The organism is Streptomyces sp. BV286 (assembly GCF_019090165.1).
GTDB lineage: Bacteria > Actinomycetota > Actinomycetes > Streptomycetales > Streptomycetaceae > Streptomyces.
Genome location: NZ_JAHRIB010000008.1, coordinates 34,203 through 49,396, shown reverse-complemented (window position 1 = coordinate 49,396; position 15,194 = coordinate 34,203). Strand labels below are relative to the sequence as shown.

Genomic DNA, 15,194 nt, shown 5'->3' with positions numbered 1-15,194 from the left:
GCGGGTGCGGGTGCGGGTGCGGGTGCGGGTGCGGGTGCGGGCCGGTGGGTGCGGGCCGCGCAGTTCCCCGCGCCCCTCAAAAGCGGGGCCGCGCCCCGGCTTGTGCCCCCACCGGCCCGCACGTCACCCGTGCCCGCTCACTCCTTGCGTACCGCCCCCGCGAGGATCCAGCCCTCCACGGCCTCGTACCGCTTGCGGTGTTCCTCCGCCTTCTCCCGGCCCGAGGCCACCGTGCCGAGCCAGCCGAGGGCGAAGCCCAGCGGGATGGAGACGAGGCCGGTCGTGGTGAAGGGGAACCAGGTGAAGTCGTGGTCGGGGAACGCGGAGATGGGGGAGCCCGAGACGAGGTTCGTGCCGGTCATCAGGATGAGCGTGCTCAGTGAGCCGCCGATGAGCGTGCACATGAGACCGGCCCGGGTGTAGCGGCGCCAGAAGAGGCTGTAGACAAGCGCGGGCGCTATGGCCGACGCCCCCAGACAGAACGACAGCGTGACCAGGGGCTGCAGGCTGTGGTGCTGGACGAGGGTGGCCAGCACGATCGCCGGGATGCCGACCGCCGCCGCGGACGCCCGGGCCAGCGTCATCTCGCGGCGCGGCGAGAGCTGCTTCCTGCCGTGCGCGAAGACGTCGTGGGCGAGGGAGTTGGCGCAGGCGAGGATCATTCCGGCGACGGACGCGAGGACCGTCAGGAAGATCGCTGCGGTGACGGTGGTGAAGAGGAACGTCTCCGCCGTCGAGACGTCCGCCCCGAACGCGGCCCGTGCGCCCAGCAGGTACGCGGTGTTGCCCTGTGGGTCGGCGACCGCGATGGCCTCCCGCCCGATCAGTGCCGTCGCCCCGAATCCGACGACCGTGATGACGAGGACGAACAGCGCCACGGCCGGCACCGCCCACGACAGCGACCGGCGCACCTGAGGGGCACTGCCCGCCGTGTACATGCGCATGGTGATGTGGGGCAGGCAGGCCCCGCCGAGCACGACCGTCAGCTCCGAGCTGATCATGTCCAGGCGTGGACTGGGCCCGCTGGTGAACTGCAGTCCGGAGCTCAGGAACGCGGAGCCGGCCCCGCTGTTGCGAGCGGCCTGGCCGAACAGGCCGCCGAGGTCCCAGTCGAACTTGTTCAGGATGAGCACGGCGATGACGGCGCCCGAGCCGAGCAGCATCACGATCTTCAGGATCTGGATCAGCGCGGTGCCCTTCATGCCGCCGATCGCCGCGTAGCTGATCATCAGGATGCCGAGACCGACGATGCAGCCCGTCTTCAGCCCGTCGCTGGAGAAGCCGAGGATGAACGCCAGCAGGTCGCCGGTGCCGGCCAGCTGTACGAGCATCAGGGGGAGCAGCGCGGCCAGCGTCGCCGCGCACGCCGCGATCCGCACCGCCCGGCCGGGCATCCGCCGGGCCAGGGCGTCGCCCATGGTGAACCGGCCCGCGTTCCGCAGGGGTTCGGCCAGCAGGAACATCAGGAGCATGAGGGACAGCGCGGTGCTCAGGGCGAGTACGACGCCGTCGTACCCGAAGAGCGCGATCACGCCGCCGGTGCCGAGGACCGTCGCGGCGGAGATGTAGTCCCCCGCTATGGCAAGGCCGTTGCGCATGGGGGACAGGCTGCTGTAGCCGGTGTAGAACTCGTCGAGGTCGTCCCGGTCGGGGCCGGTCATCACACAGAGCAGCAGGGTGATGGTGGCCACGACGGTGAACGCCACGAGTGACATCGCCTGGGCGGAACTGCTGAATCCGGTCACCGGCGTGCCTCCGCCCGCTTGGTGTCCAGCTCCGCCTGCTTCCTGATGCGCTCGGCGATCGGGTCCACGCCCCGGCGGGCGGTGTACTCGTACAGCGCGATGGCCCCGCAGGTCACGGGGACCTGGAGCAGGCCGAGGAGGAGTCCGAGGGTCAGGCCCCCGGTCACCTCGCCCGCCATCATCGAGGGCGCGGACGCCGACAGGACGAGGAAGAGCGTGAAGTAGCCGAGCGCCGCCAGGGTGGCCACGCGCCGCTGCCACCGGTACGCGGTGCGCAGGACACGGAGATCGCTGTGCCGGCCGAGAGCGGCGTGGCGGTGGCGCTGCGGCCCGGCGGGTTCGGGTTCCGGCTGCTGAGGCGCCCAGGGATACGTCGGCTGCGCGGGCTCGTTCGGATAGGTGGGGTAGGACGGTGAGGAGTTGCGGGGCGGATGGTGCGGTGGAACGGGGTACGACGGGGACGTGTCGTAGGACATCCCGGTTCTCCTTGCGTGGTTCGGGCCCGGGTGCGGACCGCAGGGAGCGGGGGGTGAGCGAGCACGCACGCTACTCGGCGGTAGCCGGATACGCGAGGGTTTCGACAAACTGGCTGGTCGGTACGCGCTTGCTTCGTTGACCTGGGGTGTTACCCGCGTTAACCCTCAGGTGTGACGCCATTTCCCCGCCCAGCCGGTACTAGCTGCCGTACTGACCTGAAAGGATCACGATGAGCATCGGTGGCAGAAAGCTGGCCGAGCTGATCAGGGAACTGGTCAGTGAGGACCGGCGGGTTCGGGAGTCCGGCAGTGACCGTGTCGAGGACTGGATGCGGAGCTACTCCCCGAAGGAGGCCCGGGCCATCGCCGGGACACTCGCGATGATGGCGTCCTTCGAGGAGTCAGGGGTGTGCCTGGAGGCACAACTGCACGCTCTGTCCGAAATGGACACCGCGGACAGGATCGGCGACGCGGACCTGACGCCCCTGCGGGACATCGACGCCGCGGCCATCGGAGCGGAGCACAGGGAATACCTGGAGTATCTCGAGCCGTATCTGGACCGCGACGCACCTGAGTGAGCCGTGTGAGGAAGGATGCCGCTGCCGGAAGTCCGGCAGCGGCATCCGACAGTTCGCAAGCAGAGGAAATCAATGAGTGACGTGCGTGAATCCGTGATGCCTCGCCCGGTACGCGGGGCCCAACTGCTCTTGTTCGGGCTGGCGTTCGCCGGGCTGGTTGTCATGCTTGCTCTGTCGGGCGGGCTGACGTCCTACGGGGTGGGGAACATGATCACTCCGTGGATTCTGGTCTGGGTGTGCGCGCTGCTTGCCCTGACGTACGACGGCGGTGCGCGCAACGGCGTTCGGCTCACGACGTTCGTGGTGATGCTGTTCGTCCTTGTGGGGTCGTTCAACCAGGCCTTCGATGCAGCGGCGCCCGGAGAGTTCGTGGACGCCGCTCTGCGTATCGCATTCGGGGCACCTGTGATGGTGCTGCTGTTCCTGCCGGAGACCGTGGCCTGGTTCGACCGGGAGAAGTGACGAAGCCGTCCGGGCGGGCCGCTGGTCGGGCTTCGCTGCCGGTCCCTACTTGAGCTGGACCAGCGACACCGACGGCGGTACCTCCTCGCCGTCGAGCGTCGCCGTGAACCTCAGGCGGTGGTCGGTCCGGCGGGCGACCCCGCTTGCCGCCGTGACCGTGAAGTCGACCGTCCTGCGGCCCCGGGGCGGGACCTCGACCCGCGTCGGGCCCTGAGGCCGCAGCGACCAGCCTCCGCCGGGGCGTGGCACCCGTACCGTCACCGTCCGTGAGGCGGTGCCGAAGTTGTAGACGTCCAGGGACATCCGGGTGCGGCGGGACAGGCGGTAGCCCAGCGGGGGTTCCGCGTCGCCGTTGTCCTTGTTGGGGGCGGCGTTCCGGGCGGAGTAGCGCTGGCTCAGGACGATGTGTTCGGCGGGGGAGAGGGGGGCTCGGTGGGCTGGGGTCGGGTGTGCCGTGAAGCGGGCGGCCCGGGTGACCGCGTACACCGGGTCGAGGGAGACCGTCACCGCACCCCCGGACGTCGGCACCGGGCCGCCCATGACGTCGTACACGGTCGCCCCCGGCACCGGAACCCGCACCGGCTGCGCCGCCCAGAGGACCCGGACCGACTCGCCCCGGCCCGAGTCGAACTCGAAGCCGGCCGCCCCGGCGGGCAGCCCGCTCACCGGTCCGGCGAAGTGCGCCTCGCCCAGCAGTGATGTCAGGGCCGCGCACGCGCTGTACGCCGGTAGCGGATGGAAGTCCCGGCTCAGCAGGCCGAAGTACACGCCGTCGTCGTGCAGCGGCGGGCCCGCGAACCAGAACTGGCGGCTGGTCCCCGCCGCCAGCCCCTCCACCGTCGAGCGGACCAAGTAGCGTGCCTGGACCGCCTGTTGGGCGGGCGTGAGATCGACGCCGGGGCGTACCGCGAAGAACGCGCCGCACTCCGTCATCCACCGCGGCACGTCACCCGCGCCGAGCCGTTCGGCCAGTTCGCGTTGTTCGTCGGCTGCTCCGGGGAAGGTCGGCTCGCCCTGCTCGGCCGGGTCCGGGTAGCCGTGGAAGGCCCACACGTCCGCGTACCGCACCACGCCGTTCTCCAGCATCAGGTCCTGGAAGCTGCCCGCCTGCGCGATGCCCGGCAGGACGACCAGCGGGCCGTCCGGGGTGTCCGCGACGCCGAGGGCCGCCGCCTTCACGAACGCCGCGTGCGCGTCGCCCGTGCTGCTGGTGACGTCCACGTCGGGTTCGTTGGAGAGCTGGATCGCGGCGGGGTGGCGGGAGGCGATGCGGTGGGCGTAGCGGTACGCGTGCCGCAGGTCCGCCGGGAGGGGGAGCGAGGCGTCCGTCATGGCCCATTCGGGGGCCGGTGAGAGGACCTCCAGGGGGGAGAGGCCGTGGCGGCGCATCGCCTGCGTGACCCGGTCGTGGTGGGCCGTGTCGTACGCGCCCGGTGCCGGCTCGGCGGCGGGCCAGGACCGGCCGTCCCGTGTCCAGCCCGCGCCCATGTCCTTCATCGCCGCGGCGAAGGCGTCCAGGCGGGAGGGCGGCACGAGGGAGGTGGCCCAGACGTTGACGCCGAAGCGGTTCGCGGGGCCGGACACGGCGGGGAGCGCGGGCAGGCACGCGAAGTGGCCCGTCACAGCGGTGACGGACCCGACGCCGTCGACGGAGGCCGTCACGCGGTAGTTGCCGGGCGGGAGTTGGGGAAGCGGCACCTTCGTCACCGTCTCTCCGGCAGGGATCGTCGCGTGGCCCGCCGACACCTGCTTTCCGACGTGGTCGACGACGGTGTGGCGCACCCTCTGCGGGCGGCCGGGGCGCCCGTCGAGAGTGAGGGTCAGGCTCGCGGTTCCGCCGTGGCGGTACGTGTTCAGCGTCCCCTCGCCCACGGACACCTCGCGCACTTCCACCCCGGCCCGCCGCTTCAGCGTGAAGCGGTCCAGCGCGAGCGCGTACGCCGTGCCGGACTCCAGGACCGTCGGCTCCGTCACGCGGAACGTCAACGTGTTCTCGCCGCGCCGGAGTTCGAGCTCACCGAGGTCGAGGACGGAGAGGTCGCCCCAGGCCGGCTTCGACTCGTACCAGTAGGGCTGGGAGCGGGCGATCTCATGGAAGGGGCCGTCGTTCAGGGCGAGTTGGAGGTACGAGGCCGCCGCCTCCGTGTGCGGGGTCTCCACCGGGGCCGTGGCGACGGCGGTCAGCCCGTACACGCCCGCCTCGGGAGCCCGGACCGCATACGTGGCGTACCAGCCCTCCCGGCCGGGCCTCTTCCCTGTCCGCAGGGCCAGGTATCTGCCCCCGGACGCGCGGCGGTCCCGTACGACCGGGATGTTCGTCCGGGCCGCCGCCTCGCCCTGCACGGTGAGCGCCAGGGGCGGCGAAGTGCCCTGTGGACGCGCCGGGTTCAGGCCCAGTGCCGACGCCGCGGTCGTCAAGAGGCCGGCCTTCATCGCCGTACGCCTGTTCAGTCCCATGGGTCCAGGACACCCGGGCGGGGCGGTGCCGGGCGTCCGCCGCGAGGAGGGCCGCACCCCTGACATGGTGTCCGGGATGTCCCTTCGGGGTCAGTCCTCGGGGTTCTTGAGCACCGGGAAACGGCGTGGTGCGAGCAACAGCAGGACCAGGAAGGCGAGTCCGGCCGCGCAGGCCGCGCCGAAGTAGACGGAGTGCACGGCGTCGGCGACCGCGCGGCGCACGTGTTCGCCGGCGGTGCCGGAGTCGAGGGCCCGGGTCACCGAGTCCAGGTCGCCCGCACCGCCGAGCCGGGCGGCCAGCACCGAGTTGGCGACCGCGCCGAAGAGGGCGGCGCCGAGCGTCTGGCCGGTCTGGCGGCAGAAGAGGACGGAGGCCGTGGCCGTGCCGCGTTCGGACCAGCCCACGGTCGACTGGACGCCGACGATCAGGGGGAGCTGGAAGAGGCCGAGCGCCGCGCCGAGCAGGAGCATCAGAACCGTGGGCTGCCAGGCCTCGCCGGGATAGGGGAGGAAGGGGAAGGCGAGCAGGACGAGCGTGGCCGCGCCGATGCCGAGCATCGCGGTGTTGCGGAAGCCGATGCGGCGGTAGACGTGCTGGCTGAGGGCGGCGGACACCGGCCAGCTCAGCGTCCAGACCGACAGCACGAAGCCCGCGGCCGTCGGAGCCAGGCCGAGCACCGACTGCGCGTACATCGGGAGGAAGACCGTCGGCGCGACCATCAGCAGGCCCAGGGCGCCGAGTGCCAGGTTCACGGCGGCGATGGTGCGGCGCCGCCAGACCCAGCCGGGGATGATCGGTTCGGCGGCCCGGCGTTCGATGGCGACGAGAGCGCCGACCAGGGCAAGTCCCGTACCGAACAGGGCTGTTGAGGGGAGTGAGAACCACGGCCAGGCCACCCCTCCCTGCACCAGGGCCATGAGGAGTACGCCGCCGCAGGCGAACACCGTGAGCGCGCCCGCCCAGTCGACGCGGTGGCGCCCGCCGGTCCCGCGGTCGCGTTCGCGCCGGGGTTCGTGGAGGTGGCGGACCAGGAGCCAGAGCGCGACCGCGCCGAGCGGCAGGTTGATGAGGAAGATCCAGCGCCAGTCGGCGTATGCGGCGATCACTCCGCCGAGCGCCGGCCCCGCGACCGCCGACACGGCCCACACCGTGGACAACCTGGCCTGGATCCTGGGGCGTTGCTCCAGCGGATAGAGGTCGGCGGCGAGTGTCTGGACCGTGCCCTGGAGGGCGCCGCCGCCGAGACCCTGGACGACACGGAACGCGATCAGCGCGGCCATGTTCCAGGCGAGCGCGCAGAGCAGGGACCCGACGAGGAAGAGGATCGAGCCGGCGATGAGCACCGGCTTGCGGCCGAAGGTGTCGGAGAGCTTGCCGTACACGGGCAGCGTGACCGTCACGGCGAGCAGGTAGCCGGAGAACAGCCACGAGAAGACGGAGAAGCCGCCGAGGTCGCCGACGATCTGCGGGACGGCCGTCGAGACGATCGTGGAGTCGAGCGCGGCCAGTCCCATGCAGAGCATGAGGGAGGCGACGACGGCCCGGCGTCCACGAGGGGTCCGGGAGCGGTCCGCCGTCGCCTTCCGTATCCCGGGTGTCGTGCCGTCCACCGGATGCCTCCCCCTGTGTCCCGGGCCCGGGACCTGATTCGTTCCCCTTGCATCTATCTGCCGGTGGACACTCTCCCACTTGAGCCTCACGTCGGGGGAGGGTGGACGCTGACTGGACTCAACGGTGGAGGTGCCCCTGAGAGGGCCTCCACCGTGGGGTGGACAGCCCCTAGGGGGACCTCCGTACTACGGCTCGGGGAGGGTTCGTACCGCCGGAGGACGAGAAGGCGCCTGGGCCGTCCTTAACCTGGCTTTATGCCGCTGAGGGCGGTGTCCCGCACCTTCGGGGGTGGGGTTTTCCCCAGCAGAAGACTGCGCTGAGCACCAGCGCGGGGGCAGCCCTCGGCCACGAGACTTGTGGTCATCACCGAACGGCACGACCGCACCGCACGGCTGTACAGCTCGGCCGCACGACGTAATCGCACGGCACGACCGCCCGACGCAGGCAACCGCAGACCGTCACTGTCTTTTCAGTGACCGACTTAGGAGACATACCGTGACATCGGCTGTAACCATTCCCAGGCACGGGGGCACTGGAGAGCGTACGGCCGTTGCCGCACGGGCACGGCAGGTCGTGAAGGCGTACGGCTCCGGTGAGACCCGCGTCGTCGCCCTGGACCATGTCGACGTGGACATCGCGCGGGGCCAGTTCACCGCGATCATGGGACCCTCCGGGTCCGGCAAGTCCACCCTGATGCACTGCCTCGCCGGCCTCGACACGGTCTCCTCCGGGCGGATCCACCTGGACGAGACCGAGATCACCGGCCTCAAGGACAAGAAGCTCACGCAGCTGCGCCGGGACCGGATCGGCTTCATATTCCAGGCGTTCAACCTGCTGCCGACGCTGAACGCGCTGGAGAACATCACGCTCCCGATGGACATCGCGGGGCGCAAGCCGGACAAGGCGTGGCTGGCCCAGGTCGTCGAGACCGTCGGGCTCGCCGACCGCCTGAAGCACCGGCCGAACCAGCTCTCCGGCGGCCAGCAGCAGCGCGTGGCCGTGGCCCGCGCCCTCGCCGCCCGCCCCGAGATCATCTTCGGTGACGAGCCGACCGGAAACCTCGACTCCCGAGCCGGCGCCGAGGTGCTGGGCTTCCTGCGCCGCTCGGTCACCGAGCTCGGCCAGACCATCGTGATGGTGACGCACGACCCGGTCGCCGCCTCGTACGCGGACCGCGTGCTGTACCTGGCCGACGGACGGATCGTCGACGAGATGCTCCGGCCGACGGCCGACGCCGTCCTCGACCGCATGAAGGACTTCGACGCCCGGGGGCGTACGTCATGACCGTCTTCAAGACCTCGCGGCGCAACTTCTTCGCGCACAAGGGACGCATGGCCCTGTCGGCCGTGGCGGTCATGCTGTCGGTGGCGTTCGTGTGCGGCACGCTCGTCTTCACCGACACCATGAACACGACCTTCGACAAGCTCTTCGCCACGACCTCCTCCGACGTCACGGTCACCCCGAAGGCCGCCTCGAACAACGAAGATCCGCAGAACGGCAAGCCGGAGTCGCTGCCCGCCTCGGTCATCGACCGCACGCAGAAGGCGGACGGCGTCAAGTCCGCCGAGGGCGCGGTCAGTTCGCTGAACGTGACCGTCGTCAACAGCGACAACAAGAACATGGGATCCACCACCGGGGCCCCGACGATCGCGGGCAACTGGACGAAGAACGACCTGCGTTCGATGGAGATCACCTCCGGGCACGCCCCGCGCGGGCCCACCGAGGTGATGGTCGACGCCGACACCGCGGACAAGCACCACCTCAAGATGGGTGACGAGCTGCGCACCATCGCCGTCACCGGTGACTTCAAGGCGAAGATCGTCGGCATCGCCACCTTCAAGGTGACCAACCCCGGTGCCGCCGTCGTCTACTACGACACCGCCACCGCGCAGCGCGAACTGCTCGGCGCCACCGGCCGGTTCACGCAGATCAACGTCACGGCGGCCGCCGGTGTGACGGACACCCAGCTCAAGCGGAACGTCTCCACGGTCCTCACGGGATCCGACGAGGCGCTCAAGGTCCAGACGCAGGAGGAGCTCTCGGACGAGAACCGCGAGGGCATCGGCGAGTTCATGAACGTCATCAAGTACGCCATGCTCGGCTTCGCCGGGATCGCCTTCCTCGTCGGCATCTTCCTGATCATCAACACCTTCTCGATGCTGGTCGCCCAGCGCACCCGCGAGATCGGCCTGATGAGGGCCATCGGCTCGTCCCGCAAGCAGGTCAACCGGTCCGTGCTCGTCGAGGCCCTGTTCCTCGGCGTCGTCGGCTCCGTCCTCGGGGTCGCCGCGGGCGTCGGCATCGCGATCGGCCTGATGAAGCTCATGTCGGGCATGGGCATGAACCTCTCCACGGCCGACCTGACCGTGAAGACCATGACCCCCGTCGTCGGCCTGGTCCTCGGCATCGTCGTCACCGTCCTCGCCGCCTACCTCCCCGCCCGCCGCGCGGGCAAGGTCTCCCCGATGGCCGCACTGCGCGACGCCGGGACACCGGCCGACGGCAGGGCCGGCTGGATCCGGGGCACCATCGGCCTCCTCCTCACCGGTGCCGGCGCCGCCGCCCTCCTCACGGCGGCGGGCGCGGACAAGGCGAGCGACGGCTCGATGATGCTGGGCGCCGGTGTGGTGCTCACGCTGATCGGGTTCGTCATCATCGGCCCGCTGCTCGCGGGCGGCGTCGTCCGGACCCTCAGCGCGGTCCTGCTGCGGGGCTTCGGTCCCGTCGGGCGCCTCGCCGAACGGAACGCACTGCGCAACCCGCGGCGCACCGGCGCCACCGGAGCGGCCCTCATGATCGGCCTCGCGCTGGTCGCCTGCCTCTCCGTGGTCGGCTCCTCGATGGTGGCCTCGGCGACCGAGGAACTCGACAAGTCGGTCGGTACGGACTTCATCGTCCAGGGCAACCAGCGGATCGTGCCCCAGGCCCAGAAGGCCATCGAGTCGACACCGGGCATGGCGCACGTCACCAGCTACAAGCAGATCGAGGCCGAGCTGACCTCGCCCGACGGCAAGACGGAGGACAGCGACGTCACGGCCGCCGACCCGACCTACGCGAGCGATCTGCGCCGCGAGACGACCGCCGGTGAACTGTCGGCGGCGTACGGCAAGGACGCGATGTCGGTCGGCTCCCTCTACGCCAAGAAGCACGGCGTGAAGGTCGGCGACACGATGACCGTCGCCTTCAAGGGCGGAAAGACCGCGAAGCTGAAGGTCGGGGCGATCACGGACGACGACGTGGTCATCGACAAGGGCTCCCGCTACATGAGCATCGCCACGATGAAGCAGTACGTCCCGGCCGACAAGATCCCGCCGAACGACATCATGTTCGCCACGGCGAAGGAAGGCCAGGAGGAGACGGCGTACGCGGCCCTGAAGAAGTCCCTGGACGCGTACCCGCAGTACCAGGTCCGTGACCAGACCGACTACAAGCAGGAGCTCAAGGACCAGATCGGCCAGCTCCTGAACATGGTCTACGGCCTGCTGGCCCTCGCGATCATCGTGGCGGTCCTGGGTGTCGTGAACACCCTGGCCCTCTCGGTCGTCGAGCGGACCCGCGAGATCGGCCTGATGCGCGCCATCGGCCTCTCCCGCCGCCAGCTCCGCCGCATGATCCGTCTGGAGTCGGTCGTCATCGCCCTCTTCGGAGCGCTGCTCGGCCTCGGCCTGGGCATGGGCTGGGGCGCGACCGCCCAACAGCTCCTCGCCCTGGAGGGCCTGAAGGTCCTCGACATCCCCTGGCCGACGATCATCGGGGTCTTCATCGGCTCGGCCTTCGTGGGCCTGTTCGCCGCGCTGGTGCCGGCGTTCCGGGCGGGGCGGATGAACGTATTGAACGCCATCGCGACGGAGTAGCTGCCGCCGGCTGAGCGTCCACCACGGACGGGGGTCGTGGTGGGACGGGGGACGGGGGACGGGGAGCCCGGTGCCGGAGAGTCTGCGGACTCTCCGGCACCGGGCTGTTTGTCGGCTGCGGGCCGGTGGGGGCTGGTCGCGCAGTTCCCCGCGCCCCTGAAGACCCGGGGGCGAGGGAGCCGCGCAGCGGAGGTTCAGGGGGAGCCCCCGCTGTCCACAGGCGCGGGCGGGGAGGACCCCGGCGTCGTACCCTGGACACCCCCGGCCCGTCAGACGTGTCGGGCGGCTCGCGTTGCCCACCGGCCTCGCCCACCCCGCACCCACTCCTTCAGATCCTCGGACGGAAACCCCTTCATGAGCCTGCACGGTCTGCTCGACGCCGTCGTCAAGGACGCCGCACTCACCGAAGCGGTGAAGGCCGCCGGCGACGGCAACCGCATGCACGTCGACCTGGTCGGACCGCCCGCCGCCAGGCCGTTCGCGGTCGCGGCACTGGCCCGGGAGGCGGGCCGCACGGTGCTCGCGGTGACCGCCACCGGCCGCGAGGCCGAGGACCTGGCGGCCGCCCTGCGATCGCTGCTGCCGGCCGACACGATCGTGGAGTACCCGTCCTGGGAGACGCTGCCGCACGAGCGGCTGTCCCCGCGCAGCGACACCGTCGGCCGCAGGCTCGCCGTCCTGCGCAGGCTCGCCCACCCGCGCCCCGACGACCCGGAGACCGGCCCCGTCTCCGTGGTGGTCGCCCCCGTGCGGTCGGTCCTCCAGCCCCAGGTCAAGGGCCTGGGAGACCTGGAGCCGGTGGCACTGCGGACCGGCCAGAGCGCCGACCTCGGTGACATCGTGTCGGCTCTGGCGGCAGCCGCGTACGCCCGGGTGGAGCTGGTCGAGAAGCGCGGCGAGTTCGCCGTACGGGGCGGGATCCTGGACGTCTTCCCGCCCACCGAGGAGCACCCGCTGCGCGTGGAGTTCTGGGGCGACGACGTCGAGGAGATCCGCTACTTCAAGGTCGCCGACCAGCGGTCCCTGGAGGTCGCCGAGCACGGGCTGTGGGCGCCGCCCTGCCGCGAGCTGCTGCTCACGGACGACGTACGGGAGCGGGCCGCCCGGCTCGCCGAGGAGCACCCGGAGCTGGGCGAACTGCTCGGCAAGATCGCCGAGGGCATCGCGGTCGAGGGCATGGAGTCCCTCGCGCCGGTCCTCGTCGACGACATGGAACTGCTGATCGACGTACTGCCCAAGGGGTCCATGGCCCTCGTGTGCGACCCGGAGCGGGTGCGCACGCGCGCCGCGGACCTGGTGGCGACCTCGCAGGAGTTCCTCCAGGCGTCCTGGGCGGCCACGGCGGGCGGCGGCGAGGCCCCCATCGACGTCGACGCTGCGTCCCTGTGGTCCATCGCGGACGTCCGGGAGCGGGCCCGCGAGCTGGACATGATGTGGTGGTCGGTGTCGCCGTTCGCCGCCGACGAGGCGCTCGCGGAGACGTTCGCCGGTGACACGGCGGGGGACACGCTGAAGCTCGGGATGCACGCGCCAGAGACCTACCGCGGGGACACCGCGAAGGCCCTCGCCGACACCAAGGGCTGGCTCGCGGAGGGCTGGCGCACGGTCTTCGTCACCGAGGCGCACGGTCCGGCCGCCCGTACCGTCGAAGTGCTCGGCGGCGAGGGCATCGCGGCCCGGCTGGAGTCGGACCTCGGCACGCTGACCCCCTCGGTCGTCCAGGTGGCCTGCGGCTCGATCGACTTCGGGTTCGTCGACCCGGCGCTCGGACTCGCCGTGCTGACCGAGACCGACCTCACCGGGCAGAAGGCCGCCGGCAAGGACGGCGCCCGGATGCCGGCCCGCCGCCGCAAGACCATCGACCCGCTGACCCTGGAGACGGGCGACTACATCGTCCACGAGCAGCACGGTGTCGGCCGTTACATCGAGATGGTCCAGCGGACCGTGCAGGGCGCGACCCGCGAGTACCTCGTCGTCGAGTACGCACCGGCCAAGCGCGGCCAGCCCGGCGACCGCCTCTACATCCCGACCGACCAGCTGGAACAGATCACGAAGTACGTGGGCGGCGAGGCCCCGACGCTCCACCGCCTCGGCGGCGCCGACTGGACGAAGACCAAGGCGCGCGCGAAGAAGGCCGTCAAGGAGATCGCGGCGGACCTGATCAAGCTGTACTCCGCCCGGATGGCTGCGCCCGGGCACGCCTTCGGCGGCGACACGCCCTGGCAGCGTGAGCTGGAGGACGCGTTCCCGTACACGGAGACGCCCGACCAGCTCACGACCATCGCCGAGGTCAAGGAGGACATGGAGAAGACGGTCCCGATGGACCGGCTGATCTGCGGCGACGTCGGTTACGGCAAGACGGAGATCGCGGTCCGCGCCGCCTTCAAGGCGGTGCAGGACGGCAAGCAGGTCGCCGTCCTCGTGCCCACCACCCTGCTGGTGCAGCAGCACTTCGGGACGTTCGGCGAGCGCTACTCGCAGTTCCCGGTCAACGTGAGGGCCCTGTCGCGCTTCCAGTCCGACGCCGAGGCGAAGGCGACCCTGGAGGGCCTGCGGGAGGGCTCGGTGGACGTGGTCATCGGCACCCACCGCCTGTTCTCCTCGGAGACCAAGTTCAAGGACCTCGGCCTCGTCATCGTCGACGAGGAGCAGCGCTTCGGTGTCGAGCACAAGGAGCAGCTGAAGAAGCTCCGCGCGAACGTCGACGTCCTGACCATGTCCGCGACCCCGATCCCGCGCACCCTGGAGATGGCGGTGACCGGAATCAGGGAGATGTCGACGATCACGACACCCCCGGAGGAGCGGCACCCGGTCCTGACCTTCGTCGGCCCGTACGAGGAGAAGCAGATCGGTGCGGCGGTCCGCAGGGAACTGCTGCGCGAGGGCCAGGTCTTCTACATCCACAACCGCGTCGAGTCGATCGACCGGGCCGCGGCCCGGCTGCGCGAGATCGTGCCGGAGGCGCGCATCGCGACGGCCCACGGCCAGATGTCCGAACAGGCCCTGGAGCAGGTCGTCGTCGACTTCTGGGAGAAGAAGTTCGACGTCCTCGTCTCCACGACCATCGTGGAGTCGGGCATCGACATCTCGAACGCGAACACGCTGATCGTCGAGCGCGGCGACAACTTCGGCCTCTCCCAGCTGCACCAGCTGCGCGGCCGGGTGGGCCGCGGACGGGAGCGGGGTTACGCGTACTTCCTGTACCCGCCGGAGAAGCCGCTGACGGAGACGGCCCACGAGCGTCTCGCGACCATCGCCCAGCACACGGAGATGGGCGCGGGCATGTACGTGGCGATGAAGGACCTGGAGATCCGCGGAGCCGGAAACCTGCTGGGCGGCGAGCAGTCGGGCCACATCGCCGGAGTCGGCTTCGACCTGTACGTACGCATGGTGGGCGAGGCGGTGGCGGACTACCGGGCCCAGATGGAGGGCGGGGTCGAGGAGGAGCCGCCGCTGGAGGTCAAGATCGAGCTCCCGGTCGACGCGCACGTCCCGCACGACTACGCGCCGGGCGAGCGGCTGCGCCTGCAGGCCTACCGGTCCATCGCCGCCGTGAACTCCGAGGAGGACGTCAAGGCGGTACGCGAGGAACTCGTCGACCGCTACGGCAAGTTGCCGGAGCCGGTGGAGAACCTGCTGCTGGTGGCGGGGCTGCGGATGCTCGCGCGGGCCTGCGGTGTCGGCGACATCGTCCTCCAGGGGAACAACATCCGCTTCGCGCCGGTGGAGTTGAGGGAGTCGCAGGAGCTGCGGCTCAAGCGGCTGTATCCCGGAACCGTCATCAAGCCGGCCGCACACCAGGTGCTGGTGCCCCGCCCGAAGACGGCGAGGGTCGGCGGCAAGCCGTTGGTCGGACGGGAGTTGCTGGGGTGGACGGGGGAGTTCCTGGCCTCGATCCTGGGGTCGTGAGACCCCGGCGGGGCGGCGCACCACCGTGGTCACGCCGGTGGTGCGCCACGTGCCCGCCGAAGTCCCTGTGATGCGGCCCGCCTGCTGTTCTTGCGCCGGTC

9 protein-coding genes are annotated in these 15,194 nt (G+C 70.8%); 5 read left to right on the top strand and 4 right to left on the bottom strand.

What is annotated here, in order from left to right; genetic code table 11:
- Nucleotides 1–137: 137 nt before the first annotated feature.
- Both KUF83_RS01245 and KUF83_RS01240 read right to left on the bottom strand, forming a co-directional pair.
- On the bottom strand, nt 138–1,715 hold the full coding sequence (locus KUF83_RS01245; RefSeq protein WP_217452661.1) for a cation acetate symporter: 1,578 nt from the start codon (nt 1,713–1,715) through the stop codon (nt 138–140).
- Nucleotides 1,716–1,741: 26 nt separating this feature from the next.
- Nucleotides 1,742–2,221 carry a DUF485 domain-containing protein gene (locus tag KUF83_RS01240; protein ID WP_217452599.1) on the bottom strand — a complete coding sequence of 160 codons (480 nt, stop codon included), beginning with the start codon at nt 2,219–2,221 and terminating at the stop codon, nt 1,742–1,744.
- Nucleotides 2,222–2,451: 230 nt separating this feature from the next.
- Here KUF83_RS01240 and KUF83_RS01235 point away from each other — a divergent pair, with 230 nt between their 5' ends.
- Together KUF83_RS01235 and KUF83_RS01230 are read left to right on the top strand one after the other, a co-directional pair.
- Complete coding sequence (locus KUF83_RS01235; RefSeq protein ID WP_217452598.1) at nt 2,452–2,799, top strand: hypothetical protein; 348 nt, start codon at nt 2,452–2,454, stop codon at nt 2,797–2,799.
- 72 nt (nt 2,800–2,871) lie between these two features.
- Nucleotides 2,872–3,261: a hypothetical protein gene (locus KUF83_RS01230; RefSeq protein ID WP_217452597.1), complete on the top strand. Its 390-nt coding sequence runs from the start codon at nt 2,872–2,874 to the stop codon at nt 3,259–3,261.
- A gap of 45 nt (nt 3,262–3,306) precedes the next feature.
- Here KUF83_RS01230 and KUF83_RS01225 read toward each other — a convergent pair whose 3' ends face one another.
- Both KUF83_RS01225 and KUF83_RS01220 read right to left on the bottom strand, forming a co-directional pair.
- Nucleotides 3,307–5,718 carry a hypothetical protein gene (locus tag KUF83_RS01225; RefSeq protein ID WP_217452596.1) on the bottom strand — a complete coding sequence of 804 codons (2,412 nt, stop codon included), beginning with the start codon at nt 5,716–5,718 and terminating at the stop codon, nt 3,307–3,309.
- A gap of 90 nt (nt 5,719–5,808) precedes the next feature.
- The gene (locus tag KUF83_RS01220; RefSeq protein WP_217452595.1) at nt 5,809–7,329 is read right to left on the bottom strand and encodes an MFS transporter; all 1,521 of its coding nucleotides are present in this window, start codon (nt 7,327–7,329) and stop codon (nt 5,809–5,811) included.
- A gap of 496 nt (nt 7,330–7,825) precedes the next feature.
- On the opposite strand from KUF83_RS01220, the gene KUF83_RS01215 reads away from it, so the two are divergent.
- The 3 genes from KUF83_RS01215 (at nt 7,826) to mfd (ending at nt 15,093) form a co-directional block, all read left to right on the top strand.
- Nucleotides 7,826–8,614 carry an ABC transporter ATP-binding protein gene (locus KUF83_RS01215; RefSeq protein ID WP_217452594.1) on the top strand — a complete coding sequence of 263 codons (789 nt, stop codon included), beginning with the start codon at nt 7,826–7,828 and terminating at the stop codon, nt 8,612–8,614.
- Nucleotides 8,611–11,184 (top strand): ABC transporter permease, encoded by a 2,574-nt coding sequence (locus tag KUF83_RS01210; protein WP_217452593.1) that lies wholly within the window; start codon nt 8,611–8,613, stop codon nt 11,182–11,184. Before KUF83_RS01215 ends, KUF83_RS01210 begins: the two co-directional genes overlap by 4 nt.
- A gap of 354 nt (nt 11,185–11,538) precedes the next feature.
- Nucleotides 11,539–15,093 carry a transcription-repair coupling factor gene (gene mfd / locus KUF83_RS01205; RefSeq protein WP_217452592.1) on the top strand — a complete coding sequence of 1,185 codons (3,555 nt, stop codon included), beginning with the start codon at nt 11,539–11,541 and terminating at the stop codon, nt 15,091–15,093.
- Nucleotides 15,094–15,194: the final 101 nt, after the last annotated feature.